Annotated in this window: 15 protein-coding genes and 1 pseudogene; 9 read left to right on the top strand and 7 right to left on the bottom strand. The window is 61.8% G+C overall.

The genetic code is table 11. The features are described from left to right. The 5 genes and pseudogenes from VGO04_RS18385 to VGO04_RS18405 all read right to left on the bottom strand — a co-directional run. Positions 1-123 (bottom strand): annotated as a pseudogene (locus tag VGO04_RS18385) (ArsR family transcriptional regulator); the annotation flags it as partial. A gap of 119 nt (positions 124-242) precedes the next feature. Beyond that, entirely contained in the window at positions 243-986 is a 744-nt protein-coding gene (locus VGO04_RS18390) for a HugZ family protein (RefSeq protein ID WP_327497464.1), read from the bottom strand. A gap of 94 nt (positions 987-1,080) precedes the next feature. Continuing rightward, a complete protein-coding gene (gene choV / locus VGO04_RS18395; protein WP_327497416.1) occupies positions 1,081-2,130 on the bottom strand; it encodes a choline ABC transporter ATP-binding protein in 1,050 nt (349 codons plus the stop codon). Further along, positions 2,127-2,972, bottom strand: coding sequence for a choline ABC transporter permease subunit (gene choW / locus VGO04_RS18400; protein WP_327497417.1), 846 nt, complete (start codon positions 2,970-2,972; stop codon positions 2,127-2,129). Before choW ends, choV begins: the two co-directional genes overlap by 4 nt. 82 nt (positions 2,973-3,054) lie before the next feature. Further along, positions 3,055-4,011 (bottom strand): choline ABC transporter substrate-binding protein, encoded by a 957-nt coding sequence (locus VGO04_RS18405; RefSeq protein WP_327497418.1) that lies wholly within the window; start codon positions 4,009-4,011, stop codon positions 3,055-3,057. Positions 4,012-4,258: 247 nt separating this feature from the next. Between VGO04_RS18405 and VGO04_RS18410 the strand changes: the two genes are divergently transcribed. The 8 genes from VGO04_RS18410 to VGO04_RS18445 all read left to right on the top strand — a co-directional run bounded on the left by VGO04_RS18410 (position 4,259) and on the right by VGO04_RS18445 (position 14,174). Then, a complete protein-coding gene (locus VGO04_RS18410) occupies positions 4,259-4,846 on the top strand; it encodes a thymidine kinase (protein WP_327497419.1) in 588 nt (195 codons plus the stop codon). An 80-nt stretch (positions 4,847-4,926) separates the two neighbouring features. Then, entirely contained in the window at positions 4,927-5,313 is a 387-nt protein-coding gene (locus VGO04_RS18415; RefSeq protein WP_327497420.1) for a cytochrome c family protein, read from the top strand. Between the two features lie 166 nt (positions 5,314-5,479). Continuing rightward, positions 5,480-6,568: a hypothetical protein gene (locus VGO04_RS18420; protein WP_327497421.1), complete on the top strand. Its 1,089-nt coding sequence runs from the start codon at positions 5,480-5,482 to the stop codon at positions 6,566-6,568. A gap of 58 nt (positions 6,569-6,626) precedes the next feature. After that, positions 6,627-7,775, top strand: a complete 1,149-nt coding sequence (locus tag VGO04_RS18425) for a hypothetical protein (RefSeq protein WP_327497422.1) — start codon at positions 6,627-6,629, stop codon at positions 7,773-7,775. 2 nt (positions 7,776-7,777) lie between these two features. Continuing rightward, positions 7,778-9,694: an AAA family ATPase gene (locus VGO04_RS18430; protein WP_327497423.1), complete on the top strand. Its 1,917-nt coding sequence runs from the start codon at positions 7,778-7,780 to the stop codon at positions 9,692-9,694. A gap of 16 nt (positions 9,695-9,710) precedes the next feature. Continuing rightward, complete coding sequence (locus VGO04_RS18435) at positions 9,711-11,000, top strand: DUF6638 family protein (protein WP_327497424.1); 1,290 nt, start codon at positions 9,711-9,713, stop codon at positions 10,998-11,000. Between the two features lie 3 nt (positions 11,001-11,003). Beyond that, the gene (locus VGO04_RS18440; protein ID WP_327497425.1) at positions 11,004-12,230 is read left to right on the top strand and encodes a DUF2333 family protein; all 1,227 of its coding nucleotides are present in this window, start codon (positions 11,004-11,006) and stop codon (positions 12,228-12,230) included. 264 nt (positions 12,231-12,494) lie between these two features. Continuing rightward, complete coding sequence (locus VGO04_RS18445; protein ID WP_327497426.1) at positions 12,495-14,174, top strand: formate--tetrahydrofolate ligase; 1,680 nt, start codon at positions 12,495-12,497, stop codon at positions 14,172-14,174. A gap of 80 nt (positions 14,175-14,254) precedes the next feature. Here VGO04_RS18445 and VGO04_RS18450 read toward each other — a convergent pair whose 3' ends face one another. Next, complete coding sequence (locus VGO04_RS18450; protein ID WP_327497427.1) at positions 14,255-14,761, bottom strand: DUF1993 domain-containing protein; 507 nt, start codon at positions 14,759-14,761, stop codon at positions 14,255-14,257. 317 nt (positions 14,762-15,078) lie between these two features. Between VGO04_RS18450 and VGO04_RS18455 the strand changes: the two genes are divergently transcribed. Next, a complete protein-coding gene (locus VGO04_RS18455; RefSeq protein WP_327497428.1) occupies positions 15,079-15,531 on the top strand; it encodes a thioesterase domain-containing protein in 453 nt (150 codons plus the stop codon). 43 nt (positions 15,532-15,574) lie between these two features. On the opposite strand, the gene VGO04_RS18460 is transcribed toward VGO04_RS18455, so the two are convergent. Further along, positions 15,575-16,456, bottom strand: coding sequence for an extensin family protein (locus VGO04_RS18460; RefSeq protein ID WP_327497429.1), 882 nt, complete (start codon positions 16,454-16,456; stop codon positions 15,575-15,577). Between the last annotated feature and the right edge of the window lie 154 nt (positions 16,457-16,610).

Below are 16,610 nucleotides of genomic sequence, written 5' to 3' on the forward strand. Positions count from 1 at the left end.
GACTGCCATCTCTTCCTTGACAAGGGAATCGAGGATGAGGAGGCGCTTAGGATTTGCCATGGCCGAGAGGAAACCGGCTGCTACCTCGGCTTCATCGTGTTTTTCAGGCGAAAGTGGCTGCATTGCGTGCTCCATGCGAAATTTACATCACACGTAGTTATGGTTGACGAAGCAAGATAATTAGTCGTGATGCATAAAAGGGCAACCACCTACTGCAAGAAATGGGGGTAGCTCTCCAGCGATTAACCGTTAAGTTCACGCAAAATTGCCCGTAAATTGGAACTATCTTCGATAGGTCTCGGGAATTCCAGGCGTTTCAGTCGATCTCCGTCGGCGAGATCGAGGCCGGCAGCGTCGATCCCGACGATCTTCCAGCTGCCTTCCGGCGCATTGCAGAGTTTCACTGCATAATTCTGGACTGCGTCGGAATGATCCATGTTCATGTGTTCGATCGCACTTGCTTCCTTGGCCGCGAGCGAAGCGATGGCAGGCGTATCGATCACGAGGTCTGCAGCCGTTAGCACATAGGCGCGGCCGAAGCCGCCGTTGAGGCTGGCGCGAAGCGGTGTCAGGCGAAAGAAGCCGAAATCAGGGAAATCGACATAAAGCTTCGACTTGGGGTGGCGGCGAACGAATCGCTCGCGGATGCGGACATGCGCCTCGCTGTCGCGGACAACCTGCTCGGCGGTGCATTGCACGGTGAGGCGCGGGTGGGCCAGCGGATCGCCCTTGCCGGGCTCGCCCGTCAAAAGAGAGGCCCTGACGTCGGCCAGCAGCGCCTGCGTGTGGGTCGACAGCTTCGAGATCAGGATGACCGGCACCCCGTCGACATCCATGCCGACGAGCACACGGCTGACGAAGGGAAAGCCGCCACTCTCGGGCTCGATCGCGGCAAGCGAGGCGCTGCGGGCGCCGCGCAGAAGCGTACGGGCGAGGGTGCGTGCCTCGTCATCTGTGTCGCGCAAGACGCTCGGCTTGTCGTTCATCAGCTCTACCTTTCCGGCCATGCTATCATTGCTCCGGAATGAATAAAGCCCGGAGTGGTCCTCCGGGCTTTTATTGGCTTGTTGAGCGGCGCCGTCAACTTTTGTTGCGGTGGCGCGTCAATCCTTGCACGATATCCTGGGCGTCGATCGTGCCGACGACAGAACCGTTGTCGACAACCCCGATGCTGCCCGGTTGACGCGACATGGCGTCGAGAATGTCAACGAGCGGCGTCGTCGGCTTGGCGGTGGCGGTGACGCCGGCAACCGTAACCCCTCGCTGGACGCCGGTCTGCATCACGTCCTTTGCCATCAGCATGGTGATCGGGTTCATATGCTGGACGAAATCCGCGACATACTGGTTGGCCGGATTCTTGACGATATCCTGCGGCGTGCCGCACTGGATGATGCGCCCGCCCTCCATGATGGCGATGCGGTTGCCGATACGGAAGGCCTCGTCGAGATCGTGGCTGACGAAGATGATAGTCTTCTTCAGTCGCCGCTGGAACTCGAGCAACTCGTCCTGCAGGCGGGTGCGGATCAGCGGATCGAGTGCGGAGAACGGCTCGTCCATCAGAAGGATCGGCGCGCCTGTGGCAAAGGCGCGGGCAAGCCCGACGCGCTGCTGCATGCCACCCGAAAGCTCGTTGACCTTGCGGCCCGCCCATTTCGAGAGGTTGACGAGTTCGAGCTGTTCGCCGACGCGCGCCTTGCGCTCGGCGTCCGGCATGCCGGCAAGCTCAAGCCCGAAGCCGACATTGTCGGCGACGGTGCGCCAGGGTAGCAGCGCGAACTGCTGGAAGACCATCGAGACCGTGTGCATGCGGAAGTCGCGCAGCGACTTGGGATTGGTGCGGTAAGGATTGAGCGCACCGTTTGCTGTCTTCACCTCGACGTCGCCGCGGACCACGGGTGCAAGGCCGTTGACGGCGCGCAGCAGCGTCGACTTGCCGGAGCCAGAAAGCCCCATCAGCACGAGGATCTCGCCCTCGGTGATTTCGAGCGAGGCGCCGGCAACGCCAAGGACGAGGCCGGTCTCGGCACCGATCTCGTCGCGGGTCTTGCCCTGATCGACCATCTGCAGAGCGACTTGCGGATTGTTGCCGAAGATGATGTCGACATTCTTGAATACGACGGCGTTGGTCATGCGCCTTCTCCTTCGTCGGACGAGCGGAAAAGGCGGTCGAGAATGATCGCCAGGATGACGATGCAGAGGCCCGCTTCAAAGCCCTTGGCGACGTTCACCGAGTTCAGCGCGCGCAAGACAGGAACGCCGAGGCCGTTGGCGCCGACGAGGGCGGCGATGACCACCATCGACAGCGACAGCATGATCGTCTGGGTGAGGCCGGCCATGATCTGCGGCATCGCGAAGGGCAGCTCCACCTTGCGCAGCACCTGGCCCGGCGTTGCGCCGAAGGCCTGGGCTGCTTCGACCAGCGACGGCGGCGTCGAGATGATGCCGAGGCGGGTGAGGCGGATGGGCGCGGGAATAGCGAAGATCACGGTGGCGATGAGGCCGGGGACCATGCCGAGGCCGAAAAGGATCAGCGCCGGGATGAGGTAGACGAAGGTCGGGATCGTCTGCATCAGGTCGAGGATCGGCCGCATGACGGCGTAGACCCAGGCGCGACGGGCAGCGGCGATGCCGAGCGGCACGCCGACCGCCATGCTGACGACGCTGGCCGCAAGCACCAGCGCCAGGGTCTCCGTCGTTTCCTTCCAGTAGCCCTGATTGATGATCAGGAGCAGGCCGAGGCCGGTAAACAGCGTGATGCCGATCGAGCGGCGAAACCACCAGGCAAGCCCGGTTATCACTGCGACCACGATCAGCGGATGCGGGGTCTGAAGGACATAGAGGAGAATGCCGACGACGCCAGACAGGAAACGAGCGAGCTGGTCGAAGAACAGCTCGAAGTTCGTTGTCAGCCAGTCGACGAATGCCTTGGCCCAGCCGCCAATGGGGATGCGGTTTTCGGTCAGAAATTCCACAGGAGTGAATCCGTCTCGTCAGATCAAAACTATCGCGCGATGCGGTGAAAAAAGGCGGGGTCTTTCCCCGCCTTGTCGTCGCTCAGAGCCCGAGCGCAGTCTTGGCCGCCGCGAGACCTTCGCCGCCGTCCTTGGTGGTGACGCCGGCAAGCCAAGGCTCGATCGCCGTCGGGTTGGCCTTCAGCCATTCCGTCGCAGCGGCATCCGGTTCCTTGCCGTCGTTGAGGATCTTGCCCATGATCTCGTTTTCCATCTGCAGCGAGAACTTGAGGTTCGTCAAAAGCTTGCCGACATTCGGGCATTCGGTGGTGTAGCCGGCGCGCACATTGGTAAAGACGCTGGCGCCGCCGAAATTGGCGCCGAAGATGTCGTCGCCGCCGGAGAGATAGGTGAGCTTGAAGTTGGCGTTCATCGGGTGCGGTTCCCAGCCGAGGAACACGATCGGCGCGCCATCCTTTTCAGATCGAGCGACCTGCGCCAGCATGCCCTGTTCGGAAGATTCGACCACTTCGAAGCCCTTGAGGCCGAAGGTATCCTTGTCGACCATGTCGATGATCAGGCGGTTGCCGTCATTGCCGGGCTCGATGCCGTAGATCTTGCCTTCGAGCGCATCCTTCTGGGCTGCGATGTCCTTGAAGTCCTTGATGCCGAGTTCGGCACCCTTGGCGTTGGTCGCCAGCGTGTATTTCGCGCCTTCGAGGTTGGGTCCGAAGGATTCGACCGATTTGTCGTCGAGATAGGGTCGTACGTCGTTTTCCTGGGTCGGCATCCAGTTGCCGAGGAAGACGTCGATGTCCTTGTTCTTCAGCGAGGTATAGGTGACCGGAACCGAGAGAACCTTGATGTCGGTCTGGTAGCCGAGACCCTTCAAGACAGCCGCGACCGTCGCGGTGGTTGCAGTGATGTCCGTCCATCCGACGTCGGAGAAACGGACGGTACCACAGCTTTCCGGCTCGGCAGCTGCAGCCTGCTGAGCGGTCAGGGCGACGACCGAAACGGCGCCTGCCAGTATCAGTTTGAGAGAGAATGCTTTTTTCATCGTTGTCGTTCCCCTGCCTCTATTATTGTTTTAGCCAAACACCATTGGATAGCGAATTCAAGCGCTTTGATGTCGAAGGAAGTGTATTGCGTCAATACGCTGACGGGGTGCACGATGCGACGCTGGATGTCGCAATGTCCACGAAATGGTCTAGTCCGGCGAAAAACTGTGGGTGCCGCAAACGCGCTCTGGCCTTCCGTGGCAAGCCTCGTCATTACCGGGAAACGGAAATCCGGACGCGGTGAAGATGGCCAAACTCTATTTCAGCTATGCGACGATGAATGCCGGCAAGAGCACGATGTTGCTGCAGGCCTCCTACAACTACGAGGAGCGCGGCATGCGCGTGGTGATGCTGATCGCCGCCCATGACGACCGCGGTGGCGTCGGCCGCATCTCGTCGCGCATCGGCCTTTCGGCAGACGCCATACCGTTTCATGGCGACGACGATCTCTATACGCTGATCGAGACGCTGAACACCGATGGCGCAGGCGAGATCGCCTGCGTGTTCGTCGACGAGGCCCAGTTCCTCAACGAGGGGCAGGTGTGGCAGCTCGCCCGCGTCGCCGACCGGATCGGCATTCCTGTCATGGCCTACGGCCTTCGCACCGATTTCCAGGGCAAGCTTTTCCCGGGTTCGATGGCGCTTCTCGCCCTTGCCGACGAACTGCGCGAGGTACGCACGATCTGCGACTGCGGCCGCAAGGCGACGATGGTCGTGCGTCTCGACGGTCACGGCAATGTCGTACGGGAGGGGGCCCAGGTCGAAGTCGGTGGCAACGAGAAGTACGTTTCCTACTGCCGGCGCCATTGGGAAGACAAAATGCGCTGCGAGTGACGACGACGGCCGACTGGCCGCTTGCGGCGGCCGTCTTGGCGGTGCCATTCTCGTCCCGTCTTTTCAGCATGAGGTTTTCGATGCGGCGCCTGCTTCCAACTCTTCTCCTCAGTCTCTGTCTTGGCGCGCCGGCGGCACAGGCCGGTGGCGATGCTACGGCCGGGGCGGCGGTGTTTCGCAAATGTGCCGCCTGTCACACGGCAAGCGAGCCGGTCAATCGCGTCGGCCCGAGCCTGATGGGCGTCGTCGGCCGGCCGGCGGCGTCGGTTGCCGGCTACAGCTATTCGGAAGCGATGACGGCGTTTGGCGCTGCGGGCCATGTCTGGGACGAGGCGACGCTCAGCGAATATCTCCTGAGCCCCAAGGCGATGGTCGGCGCCACCAAGATGATGTTCCCTGGGCTGAAGAAGCCGCAGGACATTGCCGACGTCATTGCCTATCTCAAGGCGCCACCTACCGCCAAATAGGCAATGCTTTCGATATCTCAAGCACTTCGCTGCGAAGACTGATCGAAAAAAGCCGTTGGGAAAGGCTTGTTCTCTTCCCTCAAACACCCTTTATATAGCTGCAATCGAAGGCTGAATAATTTGGCCCTGGTGGCGGATCCCGCCACGGTGGAGCGAGGGGGAAGACATGGCGACTCTTCAGAATTTCGACGCGGAAATCGAGAAGACGAAAAGCGTCGTCGAGCAGATGCGCGGCAAGCTCGAGCAATCCGGCGTCGTGCTGGAGCAGTTTGCCAAGTCCGAGACCAAGCTCGGCGACGTCAACTTCGATATCGAAAACGCCCGCATCCAGGACGTACTCAACCAGCAGAAGGTGATGGAAGCCAACATCGCCGACCTGATCATCGGGCTTGAGGACGCAACCAATGTCTTCGGCTCCGAGTTCGAGAGCATGAAGAACTATACCGGCTACGAAAAGTTCATCGGCGTCTTTTCCAAGCAGAAGATGCAGCGCATGCGCACCGACCGCGTGCGCAACATGTCCCTGGCCGGCAACTTGCAGGAACTGTTGTCGAAGTCCGACATGATCGTCGGCATCCTGAAAGAACAGAAGGCGATCCTCGACCAGCGCTACAAGACCTCGGAGCAGAGCCTGATCCAGGTGATCGAGCGCCGCAAGGGTACGATGGCCAACCTCGAAACGGTGCAAAAGCGCATCGAGGAACTCAACCCGTTGCTTCTCGACATCGAAAACCGCATCGCCGCCTCGACCGAGCAGAAGGTGCGCACCGAGCTCGAGGGCGAACGTTCGGCGCTGGCGACCGAGTACAACGAGAAGCAGGCGAAGGAACAGGAACTGCTGGCCGAAAGCCAGACCCTCGAGCGCTACACCTCGATGTTCCAGACCTTCGTCGACTCTCTCAACAACCAGATCGCCGCGCAGAACACGCTGATCAACAAGCTGACGATCGATACCGAGCAGCGCATCGTGCTCTACAAGGCGCTCGAAGATTCGTTGAAGACCGCCGCCCAGCAGGACGTCGCCCACAAGATCAACACGCTCGGAAGCCAGGTCGACACGGCTGCGGAAGAGACCATGGCCGGTATCGGGGCCGCGGCCCAGCGCCATATCGGCGATCTCCTCGAAATGCATGAAAAGAACATGCTTTCGACCCAGGATATCCAGCGCCGCAAGAAGCTCGCCGACGACGCCTTTGCCCGCCGCTTCCAGGCGGTGATGGATAAACACAACACTGCCAACTACGTGAAGCAGTGATCGGCCGGCGCATGATCCGAACCGAGTTTGCCTTTCGGCACGCGCCACGGGGATTTGCATGAAGGTCGCAGCTTCATCCGCTGTCGCACAGTATTTCGCGTCGATCCACGCCGCGCTCGCCGGGCTCGAACTCTTCCTCGGCGACCGCAACTCGCCGCTCTACCGAAACACCGTCGTCGGCGAAGTGATCGTTCCCTATCTCGGCCGGCTGAAGGCGTCGATCGACTGCTGGGAAAACCGGATCGGGTTTGTCGACCAATTCCGAATCTCACGGGCGGAGAGCGGATTTCCGGTGTTCCAGAACGTGCTTGAACTGGAGAACGACCGCCAGACCGCGGACAAACGGCTGGCCGACATTCCGTCGGCCGACGCGTTGCGCGACGAGATGGTCGATTTCATCCTGAGGCAGAAGGCCTTTCCCGAGGCGCTGCAGACGCGCATGGCCGAGCGCCTCTATCTGGAGCAGATCGGCAAGGGCGAGATCTTCTCGCCCTTCATCCTGCCGGAGACGATCCGCGTCGCCGTCAATTCCAAGACGATGCGGCCCTATTACGTGGTCAGCTGGGGCGCCTTCGACGGCGCCAATACGCTGCCGATGGTCTATATGGCGACGATCGAGGATTCGTCCGAAAAGATCGTCGAGATGCTGGTGACGCAAGACGGCAAGCTCAACCCGCAGGTCGAGATCCCGCTGCCGGTGGGCGGCCTGCTCAATCCGGAACTTGCCAGCCGCTTCGACGACTTTGCCTCCAAGAACAGCAGCTATTCGCTGACGCCGGTGACGATCGCCACCAATCTCGACAAGGACTTTGCCGAGCTCCATCCCAAGCAGCTGCGCCGCATCGTGCTTGGGCCCTTCTATTCGGCGGGGATCACCGAGAACAATGCGCGCATCAACGACATTCTTTCCAAGGTGCGTAAAGTCGAGAACGCCTGGCTTCTGACCTGGACCGTGCAGGAGGTGTTCTCCAAGGCGGAACGTCCGGCCACGCGCGGCTTCTGGTCGACGACGCCGGCGCAGGAAGAATTTCACATCGACACCGCCAACCTCGAAGCGACGCGCATGGGTGTCTCGTCCTACGAGAAGCACGCGCTGGTGCCGCACGACGCCTACCAGGCTCTTTACGCCGCCGGTGAGGCTGAACAAGTGTTCGGCGACTACAAAGTCCATGTCATTTCCGGCAACCAGGTCGTGAGCGAGGTTTGACGATGACACTCAATGCGGGGCTGACGACGCTGCACGAGGACGAAATCGCCAAGCATCAGGCGGTGGCGCAGGGTCTGGTGACCAAGCTCATCATCCTTGAGCGCGACGATCCTGCCTCAGGCGCAGCACTTGCCGGCACCGGCCGCCGCTTCGTGTCGACGGTTTCGACCGGCGGCCAGCGGCGCACGCGCGAAGTCGAGTTGACGAAGACCATCCAGTCGGTGCACCAGGGCGACCCGATGCTGTCGCCCGCCCAGCACGCCGTGCTTTACCGCACCCGCCGCGGTATCCAGGTGGCGCTTGCCGTCGCCGACGTGTTCGCGCGCCAAACGAGCCTTGAACAGCTCCAGGCGAAAAATGCCACATCGCCGCTCGCTGGCGAGGAAGCCAATCAGTTCAAGGCGCTGCTCAACGCCTCTGCCTACATCTCCGCCTTCACGCTTGCTGCCTATCTCGGCGCGACGCTTGCGGGCGAGGGGGAGCCGGTCGACGATGCGGTCGAACCCGATTTCCTGTTCGATACGCCGCAGGACGCCCTGAAGAGCCTGCTGTCGGCACTTGATCGCGGCATTGCAGGCGCGGCTGATGATCTGGCGCTGACAGCACGCGCGCGTGCCTTTTCGCGCGTGGCGATCGAGGGGCTGATTGCCCGCAAGGGCCGCTTCACCGGGCTGCAGAGCTTCGAGAATGTGCATATCCGGCTCGACCAGGACGACTTCACGCTGAACGGTTTTGACGTGGCTCCGGGCCAGAAGCGCAAGCCTCTGGTCATGACCTTCAAGAAGCCTGAGGAGATCATCGGCAACCATATCGCAAAGTACCAGGCGCTGAAGCTCGCCAAGATGCTGATGGCCTATGACTTCGACCGGCAGATGAACCCCTTCGTCGAACTCGGCGGCTTTCTCTTCACCTTCATCGGCGACGGCATGCCCGGCACCGGCAAGACGATCCTCATCCAGATGCTCGCCGGCATGCTCAACGATTATTGCGAGATTGCCGGCTACGCCTTCCACTACGAGAATTTCGGCGTCGACCAGATCTCCTCCTATCAGGGCAAGTCGGGCCAGAACTGCAAGGAATTCGTCAACAACGTCATCAATCCGCGCGCGATCGGCTTCGGCACGATCGACGATGTCGACCAGGTGGCGGCCAAGCGCTCCGACGACCGCGCATCGGCCGGCCAGCACGAGGTGACGGCGGTACTGATGGAAAGTTTTGCCGGCGCATCGACCGTGGTGCGCGGCAACTGCACCTTCGGCATGTTCTCCAATTACCCTGAAAATGTCGACGATGCGCTGCGCCAGCGTGCCGGCGCCCGCTGGCTGGTCGATGGGCCGCAGACCGAAGACGACTACATCGACATCTTCGCGCTGCTCGTCGGCAAGAACCACAAGATCCCCCTTGGCGAGCATCAACTGTTCGAGGGCCAGGAGATCAAGCGTGCTGTTGCCCAGTCCTATGCCGAGCACGCGCGGCCGAAAGAGGATGGTCTCGTCGCTGTCTGGGAACGCTATGAAAAAGAGAAGGGCGCGATCGCCTCAATCGCCGATGTCGGCGCCTATCTGCACATGATCAAGGAGGCGGAGCCCCGCTTTACCGGCCGGGCGATCAAGAACATCACCGACGCGATCAAGCTGCGCGCCATGGATGTCGAACTGCCGGACGACTGGTTCAAGGATGCCGGCTCGTTCATGCACAAGGGTTACGACGAGAAGAAAGCGATGATCGAGGCGCTGCGCGGCCCGATCACCATCGACATGGTGCTGCAGGAGATCAACCGCTACGCCGACAGCGAATTCCGCTACACCGACAAATCCGACGACGCCGCCGTCACCGACATCATCCGCCGCGAGCGCCAGCGCGAAAAGGCAATCCGCGAGATCGAGGCGATGAAACGCGATGGTCGGTGGCAGGGGTGATGGAAAGAGCTGACCGATGAAACGTCTTCTCGAAGCCGAACTGATCTATGGGCGGCTGCTCGATATTTCCGAGCCGCATCTGATCGCGCGTTACAACAAGGCGCTCGAAGGCTTCGGGCTCAGGCCGACGGCGCTGACGCAGTTCAGCATCGACATGACCGGGTTTTCGCCCGAAATCGCCGAGGAGCTCGGAGACCGGGACTATCTCGACCCCAATCGGGTCAACCGGCGCTTCATCATCATCACGCCGGAGCAGGCGGAACTGCCGTGCGTGCACACGAGCTTTTCCAATACCGCTGCGTTGATGCACGAGTTCTTTAACGCCAACAGCCGCGCGATCAACGCGGTGACGATCAAGGATGCGCTCTACGGTGAGATTGAGGATTCGGTCGCGATCGTCGACGACATCGACGATCTGCTGTCGATCAACGAGGTGCGGTTCCGGGTGCTGTCGGCCGAGGACATGCTCGGCAAGGCGGCGGAGCTGCGCGGCCTGGTCGACCGGCTGAAGAAGGTGCCGACGGCCTGGACCGATGACGAGATGCTCAACCGCATGGTCGAGCTTGCCAAGATGACCGGCGATATCCGCCAGAACGCGCTGGTTCCCGATCAACTGGTTTTTCGCCACGAAGCGTTCTGGGCCAACCATTTCGGCGGCGTCTACATCTTTCTCGACGGCAAGACGACGACCGTCATCTGCGATCCCTCGGTTCCGGGCTTCCGCAGGTCGCGGCCATGGCAGGTGAGCTACATCGCCATCAACGACTACGCGCGCATCTATGATTTCCTTGCCTCGACCAAGCGGCTGCAACTGCCGCAGGCCTCCTGGGTGGAGGACTCGGGGCTCTATCAACATCGCGCCGACATGATGGTGCGCGGCCTGATCCACGAGACCGATCCGGCTACCGATCTCGCTAATGCCGACCGGATCTGGCTGCAGACCTGGATGCATCGCAATGCGGCCGCTGTCGCCAAAGACGGCGCCTATCCGTTTCTGCAGGAGATGATCCGCATGGTAGCCGCCACCGGCACGATCCGGATGCAGGACGTGGCGCCGGCCAACCGTTTCATGCTGGTGCGCGCGGCACCCGCACATCCCGACCAATGGCTGGTCAACCGGCTGATCGCGCAGCTTGTTCCGCGCGATTTCGTCTCGCGCTTCGTCTTCGACAAGCAGGGCTTTTACGACGCCTACGAGCAATACAGCGAACGTTTCAAAGAATATGTTGTGGCGACGCTGACCGGCACATATCTGAAAGACAAGGCGGCCTTCCGCCACAAGCTTTACGGCCTCAGAGAGGAATAGGACATGTTCGACCCGATCGTTGCGTTTTTCCAGCGTGTCTTCACCGCGATCGGCCGCGGCATCGGGCTCGTCGTCGCCTGGCTGCTCTGGCCCTTCGTCGCGGCGGGCAACTGGTACCGGCAGCGCAGCTGGATCATCAAGGGGCCGATCGGCATCATCCTGCTCGGGCTGATCCTGTTCTACGGCTACTTCATCTGGCAGACCCAGGCCTGGACCAACTTCAACGAAGACTATGTCGATCGCTACAAGCTCGCCGAGCGGAAGGTGCCTGCCGGCTCGCCGATGAACGCTCCCGGTGCGACGTCGACGGGGCAGGCGACGACCGGCGGTACGGCAAACAACCTCGCGGGTGTGGCAACGCAGCCGATGGAATCGACGCCGGAAGCATTGGCGGCGGTGCAGCTGCCGGCCGGCACGGTCTGCCAGACCTCGGCGATCGTCGACGTCACAGCCGACCTCATCGACTTCAACGTCAACGAGAACGCCTGGATCTCGTCGATGCTGCTCTACAAGCTCGGTTTCTTCGGGCTCGACTGGGACGACACGCCCTGGCTCGACAACAAGGCGTCGTTCCAGCGCGGCGTCAACCAGGCGATCCGCCGGACCTCGGTGGAGCTCGTCGACTCGCTCGGTCGCATGCGCGGCACTTCGGGCATCAACAATGCGCTCCAGAGCGCCCGCGGCAACATGCAGTTCGATGAGGAAACCTGGTACTTCGGCATCAACCCGTTCGGCCCGAAGACGCCGACGCCGAGCTTCTATCGCGCGGCTATGAAGGACCTGAGGTCCTTCAACACCACGCTCAGCAAGTGCGAGGCGATCTTCGACGGCCGCTCGGACAACCTGGTCGAGTTCCTCGACCGTGTCGCCAACGACCTCGGCAACACCTCGGCGATCCTGCGCGAGCGCTCGGAAAACCACAATGGCGGCTGGTTCGACACGCGCGCCGACGACCGCTTCTGGTTCGCCTATGGCCAGCTCTACGGCTATTACGGCATCCTTTCGGCGGCGGGCGCAGACTTCGATAACGTCGTCGCCCAGCGCGGCCTGCTGCCGATCTGGACGGAAACGATCAAGCAGCTGCGGGCGGCACTGCGCATCCAGCCGTGGATCATCTCCAACGGCGAGGAAGCCGGCTGGATCATGCCGACGCATCTGGCGACGATGGGCTTCTATACGCTGCGGGTGCGCTCCAACATCGTGGAAATGCGCGACATTCTTGCCCGTTGAGGCAGGCGACGAGGTGGCCGGCCGCTAAGGGGCGGCCGCCGCCGATCTTGAGTTAGCGGGATGTGGCGGAAGCCGCAGACACGTCTTCTCCTCCCGCTTACTGCATGTTTCCTTTGATCGTGTTCGATCAAAGGACAAAAACATGCAGCAAATCAAAGTGCTACAGCGACCTTTGAGCGTCTGATCAGACGCGCGGCGCTGTAGGCATTGCGAACTGCGCCTGAAGGCGTGGACGAAAACGAGACCCTGGGGAGGGGACATGTCATGACGGAGGTCAAGTCCGATATCGAGATTGCGCGTGCCGCGAAGAAGAAGCCGATCCTGGAGATCGGGGCAGCGCTCGGCATACCGGCAGAAGATCTTCTGCCCTACGGCCACGACAAGGCAAAGATCGGTGCCGATTTCATCGCCCGCCAGCGCGAGAAGAAGAACGGCCGGCTGATCCTGGTGACGGCGATCAATCCAACGCCGGCCGGTGAAGGCAAGACGACGACGACGGTCGGTCTCGGCGACGGCCTTAACCGCATCGGCAAGAAGGCGATCGTCTGCATCCGCGAGGCCTCACTCGGCCCCTGTTTCGGCGTCAAGGGCGGTGCTGCCGGCGGCGGCTACGCGCAGGTGGTGCCGATGGAGGACATGAACCTCCACTTCACCGGCGACTTCCACGCGATCACGTCGGCGCACAATCTGCTCGCTGCGCTGATCGACAACCACATCTACTGGGGCAACGAGCAGAACATCGACATCCGCCGCATTGCCTGGCGACGGGTGATGGACATGAACGACCGGGCGCTGCGCAGCATCGTCGGCTCGCTCGGCGGGGTCGCAAACGGCTATCCGCGTGAGACCGGTTTCGACATCACGGTTGCCTCCGAGGTGATGGCGATCCTCTGCCTGTCGATGGATCTGAAGGACCTCGAACAGCGGCTCGGCAACATCATCATCGGCTATCGCCGCGACAAGAGCCCCGTGTTTGCGCGCGACATCAAGGCCGATGGCGCCATGACCGTCCTGCTCAAGGACGCGATGCAGCCGAACCTCGTCCAGACGCTCGAAAACAACCCGGCCTTCGTCCATGGCGGCCCCTTCGCCAACATCGCCCATGGCTGCAATTCGGTGGTCGCAACGACGACGGCGCTGAAGCTTGCCGACTATGTGGTGACGGAAGCCGGATTCGGCGCCGACCTCGGCGCAGAAAAATTCTTCGACATCAAGTGCCGCAAGGCCGGATTGAAGCCCGATGCCGCCGTGCTTGTCGCGACCGTCCGGGCGATCAAGATGAACGGCGGCGTCAAGAAGGACGATCTCGGCCGCGAAAACCTTGAGGCGCTGCGCAAGGGCTGCGCCAACCTCGGACGGCACGTGCAGAACGTCAAGAAATTCGGCGTTCCCGTCATCGTAGCGATCAATCACTTCACCTCGGATACCGAGGCCGAAGTGCAGGCGATCAAGGACTATGTGGCCACACTCGGCGCCGAGGCCGTGCTTTGCCGGCATTGGGCCGAAGGTTCCGCGGGCATCGAAGAACTGGCCCGCAAGGTCGCGGCGCTCGCGGAAGGGGGGCATTCGCAGTTTTCGCCGCTCTATCCTGACGACATGTCGCTGTTCCACAAGATCGAGACGATCGCCAAGGATATCTATCACGCAAGCGAGGTGATCGCCGACAAGACGGTGCGCGACCAATTGCGCAATTGGGAAGAGCAGGGCTACGGCCGCCTGCCGATCTGCATGGCAAAGACGCAATATTCGTTCTCGACCGATCCGAACCTGCGTGGTGCGCCAAGCGGCCACACGGTGCCGATCCGCGAGGTCCGGCTGGCGGCCGGCGCCGGCTTCATCGTGGTCATCACTGGCGAGATCATGACGATGCCCGGGCTGCCGAAGGTGCCGTCTTCCGAGAAGATCTTCCTCAACGACCAGGGCTATATCGAGGGGTTGTTCTAGCGCTCCTCAGTCCGGAGTTTGAAGCGAAAAGCGCGCCATGGGCGGCGCGCCTATGTCGTTGTCCGGTCGTGCCCGTGGGATCAGGCAAAGCTGAGGAAATCAGCCTTGCCGACGGGGACGCCCTTGTGGCGCAGGATGTCGTAGGCCGTCGTCAGGTGGAAGTAGAAGTTCGGCAGAACGAACTTCAACAGATACTCGTCGCCCGTGAACGACACCTTCAGGTTCGGGAAGTTGAGGACGACTTCGCGGCTGCCGCTGTCTTCGAGATCGACAGGCTGGACCGTTTCGAGGAAAGCGACGGTCTTGGCAATGCGGTCGCGAAGGTCGGCGAAGGTCTTTTCCTCGTCCGGGAAACGGGGCACCTCGATCGAGGTCAGGCGGCCGATCGTGCCCTTGCTGGTGTCGCTGACGCGCTGCACCTGGCCGGCCAGCGTGAGCATATCGGGCGCCAGTCGGGCATTGAACAGGTCGTCGAGAGCGATGCCTTTTTCGCCGGCAAAGGCTTCCGCCTTGTCGAGCAGCTTGGCGAGAACGCCGAGGCCGCGGATGAAGGTGGGGACGGAGAGCTGATAGATCGTCAGTGCCATGGTCGTTTCCCTTTAAGGCCGGCGCAAATCCGGCAAGCAGTTTACAACGGGCGTCCATCCGAAACGCCTGGATTTCGGAACGTCGGCTCATCTTATCCTGTCGGTGAAACAGGGGAATGGCCCGGGCGCAAAACGGGTGGACTTTCGTTGCGAGCGTATTTGGGTTCCGTGTCGCCCGACTGCAAGGCGGTCCGTGAGCCATCTTTGCGGGGGCAGTAAGACAGGTGAAGACCTGACGCGGCGTGCACATGCATCTGGCAAAACCGGTCGATCCCGTGCACTGATCGAGATGCACCGAAACGCAGATGGATGCCGCCATGACACCCCCGGAACTAGAGCTCTATCTTCACGCCCATATCCCGCTTTCGGCGGCGATGCAGGTCCATGTTGAAACGGTGAGCGAGGAAAGCGTGCTGCTTTCGGCTCCCTTGGCGCCCAACATCAACCACCGCGAAACGGTGTTCGGCGGCAGCGCTTCGGCGCTCACAATCCTGTCGGCCTGGTCGCTCCTGCATGTCCGGCTGCGGGCGAGCGGTGTTGACGCACGCCTCGTGATCCAGAGCAACCGGATGGATTATCTGAAACCGGTTGCCGGAGCCTTCGCGGCGCGTTCGTCACTTTCCAACGCCGGACAATGGCAAGGATTCCTGCGCATGCTGGAGCGGCGGGGCAGGGCGCGCAGCACCGTCGTTGCCGATCTGGTCGACCGCGGCGAGGTCGCTGGACGCTTCGAGGGCGAATTTGTCGCCCTCGGCTATGGGGCGTCATGATGGGCGCGCTCTGCGCTGATCCGCTACCGGCTCGCGAGGTGTCTCAGCGGCAGTAGCGGTAATCGTTGCGGCGTTCGATGACGTCGAGGTGCAGATGGGTCTCGTGGGCGGCGTCGCTGCCGGGATCGAGAACGGTCTTGAAATAGAGGCACGCCGACGCGGTGACCGCCCGCTGGAATGCTCCGTCCATCGTGCCGTCCTCGTCGCGCGGCTGGATGGCGATGGTCGTGCCGTCGCTCAGGCTGAAGGAGGCGATGTCGACGGCGTTGCCGTGAGCATGTTCGGAGATCTTGCCCGTGGTTGCGTTGTTGCGCAGGCGACAGATGTAGGTCGATGCCTGGTTCAGCGCCTTGATCCGGACGGTCTTGTCGAAGGCGACTTCGGCCGCGGGCTGGGCGGTTTCCTTCGTCCAGCGCGCCAGCGCCAGCGCCGTCTCACACCGCATCAACCCCTTGGGCGCGAGCGCGACGCCGGCGAGGATGTTGGTGATCTCGATCGGCTTGTCGATGCCGCAGCCCTTGCCGTCGTCCACGCGCTTGGCCTCGGTAAAGGTCGCGCCCAGCGCCCGAAGGTCCGAAAGGCACTTGGCATACTCGGCCGGCTTCTCGTTTTCGACCGGCGGATAGGTGACGGGTTTCTCCTCCTCCTCCTCGGCGCCGGCATTGTTCTTGTCGTCGGTTTTCTTTTCCGCACCCGCCGGCGCGTCGTCTTTCTTCGCCGGCTGCTCTTCGGTCTCGGCCGGCTTTGGCTGTGGAACCGGTTGTTCGTCGCCAACGGTCGCTGGCTTCGTATCAGGCGTCGGAACCGGCTCTTCAGCCTCGACGCCGGACGGCGGTTTCTTCGCAGGGACGGGCCCGGCCTTCGGCAGGCCGGCTCCTGCAAGGATCAGGACGGACAGGAAAACCAGGGGGAGATGCCGACGCATTCGGTTCCTTTCTCGTTGCCACCGCGGCGGGCATTGAGCGGAAGGAACGCATGGAACCCGATCTGGTTTCATCCCACCGGCGGCAAAAGCGTTGCAGTTCGGCAACGCCTCGAATTGGGACGACCCCATAAATTGTGGGGAGGTTCATTGTATG

The organism is Ensifer sp. (assembly GCF_035999185.1).
Lineage (GTDB): Bacteria > Pseudomonadota > Alphaproteobacteria > Rhizobiales > Rhizobiaceae > Ensifer.

What these genes read in the sequence shown, in the direction of transcription:
- VGO04_RS18455 (WP_327497428.1), top strand. Translation starts at nt 15,079, where the DNA reads ATGACACCCCCGGAACTAGAGCTCTATCTTCACGCCCATATCCCGCTT.
- VGO04_RS18430 (WP_327497423.1), top strand. Translation starts at nt 7,778, where the DNA reads ATGACACTCAATGCGGGGCTGACGACGCTGCACGAGGACGAAATCGCC.
- VGO04_RS18410 (WP_327497419.1), top strand. Translation starts at nt 4,259, where the DNA reads ATGGCCAAACTCTATTTCAGCTATGCGACGATGAATGCCGGCAAGAGC.
- VGO04_RS18390 (WP_327497464.1), bottom strand. Translation starts at nt 986, where the DNA reads ATGAACGACAAGCCGAGCGTCTTGCGCGACACAGATGACGAGGCACGC.
- VGO04_RS18425 (WP_327497422.1), top strand. Translation starts at nt 6,627, where the DNA reads ATGAAGGTCGCAGCTTCATCCGCTGTCGCACAGTATTTCGCGTCGATC.
- choV (WP_327497416.1), bottom strand. Translation starts at nt 2,130, where the DNA reads ATGACCAACGCCGTCGTATTCAAGAATGTCGACATCATCTTCGGCAAC.
- VGO04_RS18445 (WP_327497426.1), top strand. Translation starts at nt 12,495, where the DNA reads ATGACGGAGGTCAAGTCCGATATCGAGATTGCGCGTGCCGCGAAGAAG.
- VGO04_RS18450 (WP_327497427.1), bottom strand. Translation starts at nt 14,761, where the DNA reads ATGGCACTGACGATCTATCAGCTCTCCGTCCCCACCTTCATCCGCGGC.
- VGO04_RS18415 (WP_327497420.1), top strand. Translation starts at nt 4,927, where the DNA reads ATGCGGCGCCTGCTTCCAACTCTTCTCCTCAGTCTCTGTCTTGGCGCG.
- VGO04_RS18435 (WP_327497424.1), top strand. Translation starts at nt 9,711, where the DNA reads ATGAAACGTCTTCTCGAAGCCGAACTGATCTATGGGCGGCTGCTCGAT.
- VGO04_RS18460 (WP_327497429.1), bottom strand. Translation starts at nt 16,456, where the DNA reads ATGCGTCGGCATCTCCCCCTGGTTTTCCTGTCCGTCCTGATCCTTGCA.
- VGO04_RS18405 (WP_327497418.1), bottom strand. Translation starts at nt 4,011, where the DNA reads ATGAAAAAAGCATTCTCTCTCAAACTGATACTGGCAGGCGCCGTTTCG.
- VGO04_RS18420 (WP_327497421.1), top strand. Translation starts at nt 5,480, where the DNA reads ATGGCGACTCTTCAGAATTTCGACGCGGAAATCGAGAAGACGAAAAGC.
- VGO04_RS18440 (WP_327497425.1), top strand. Translation starts at nt 11,004, where the DNA reads ATGTTCGACCCGATCGTTGCGTTTTTCCAGCGTGTCTTCACCGCGATC.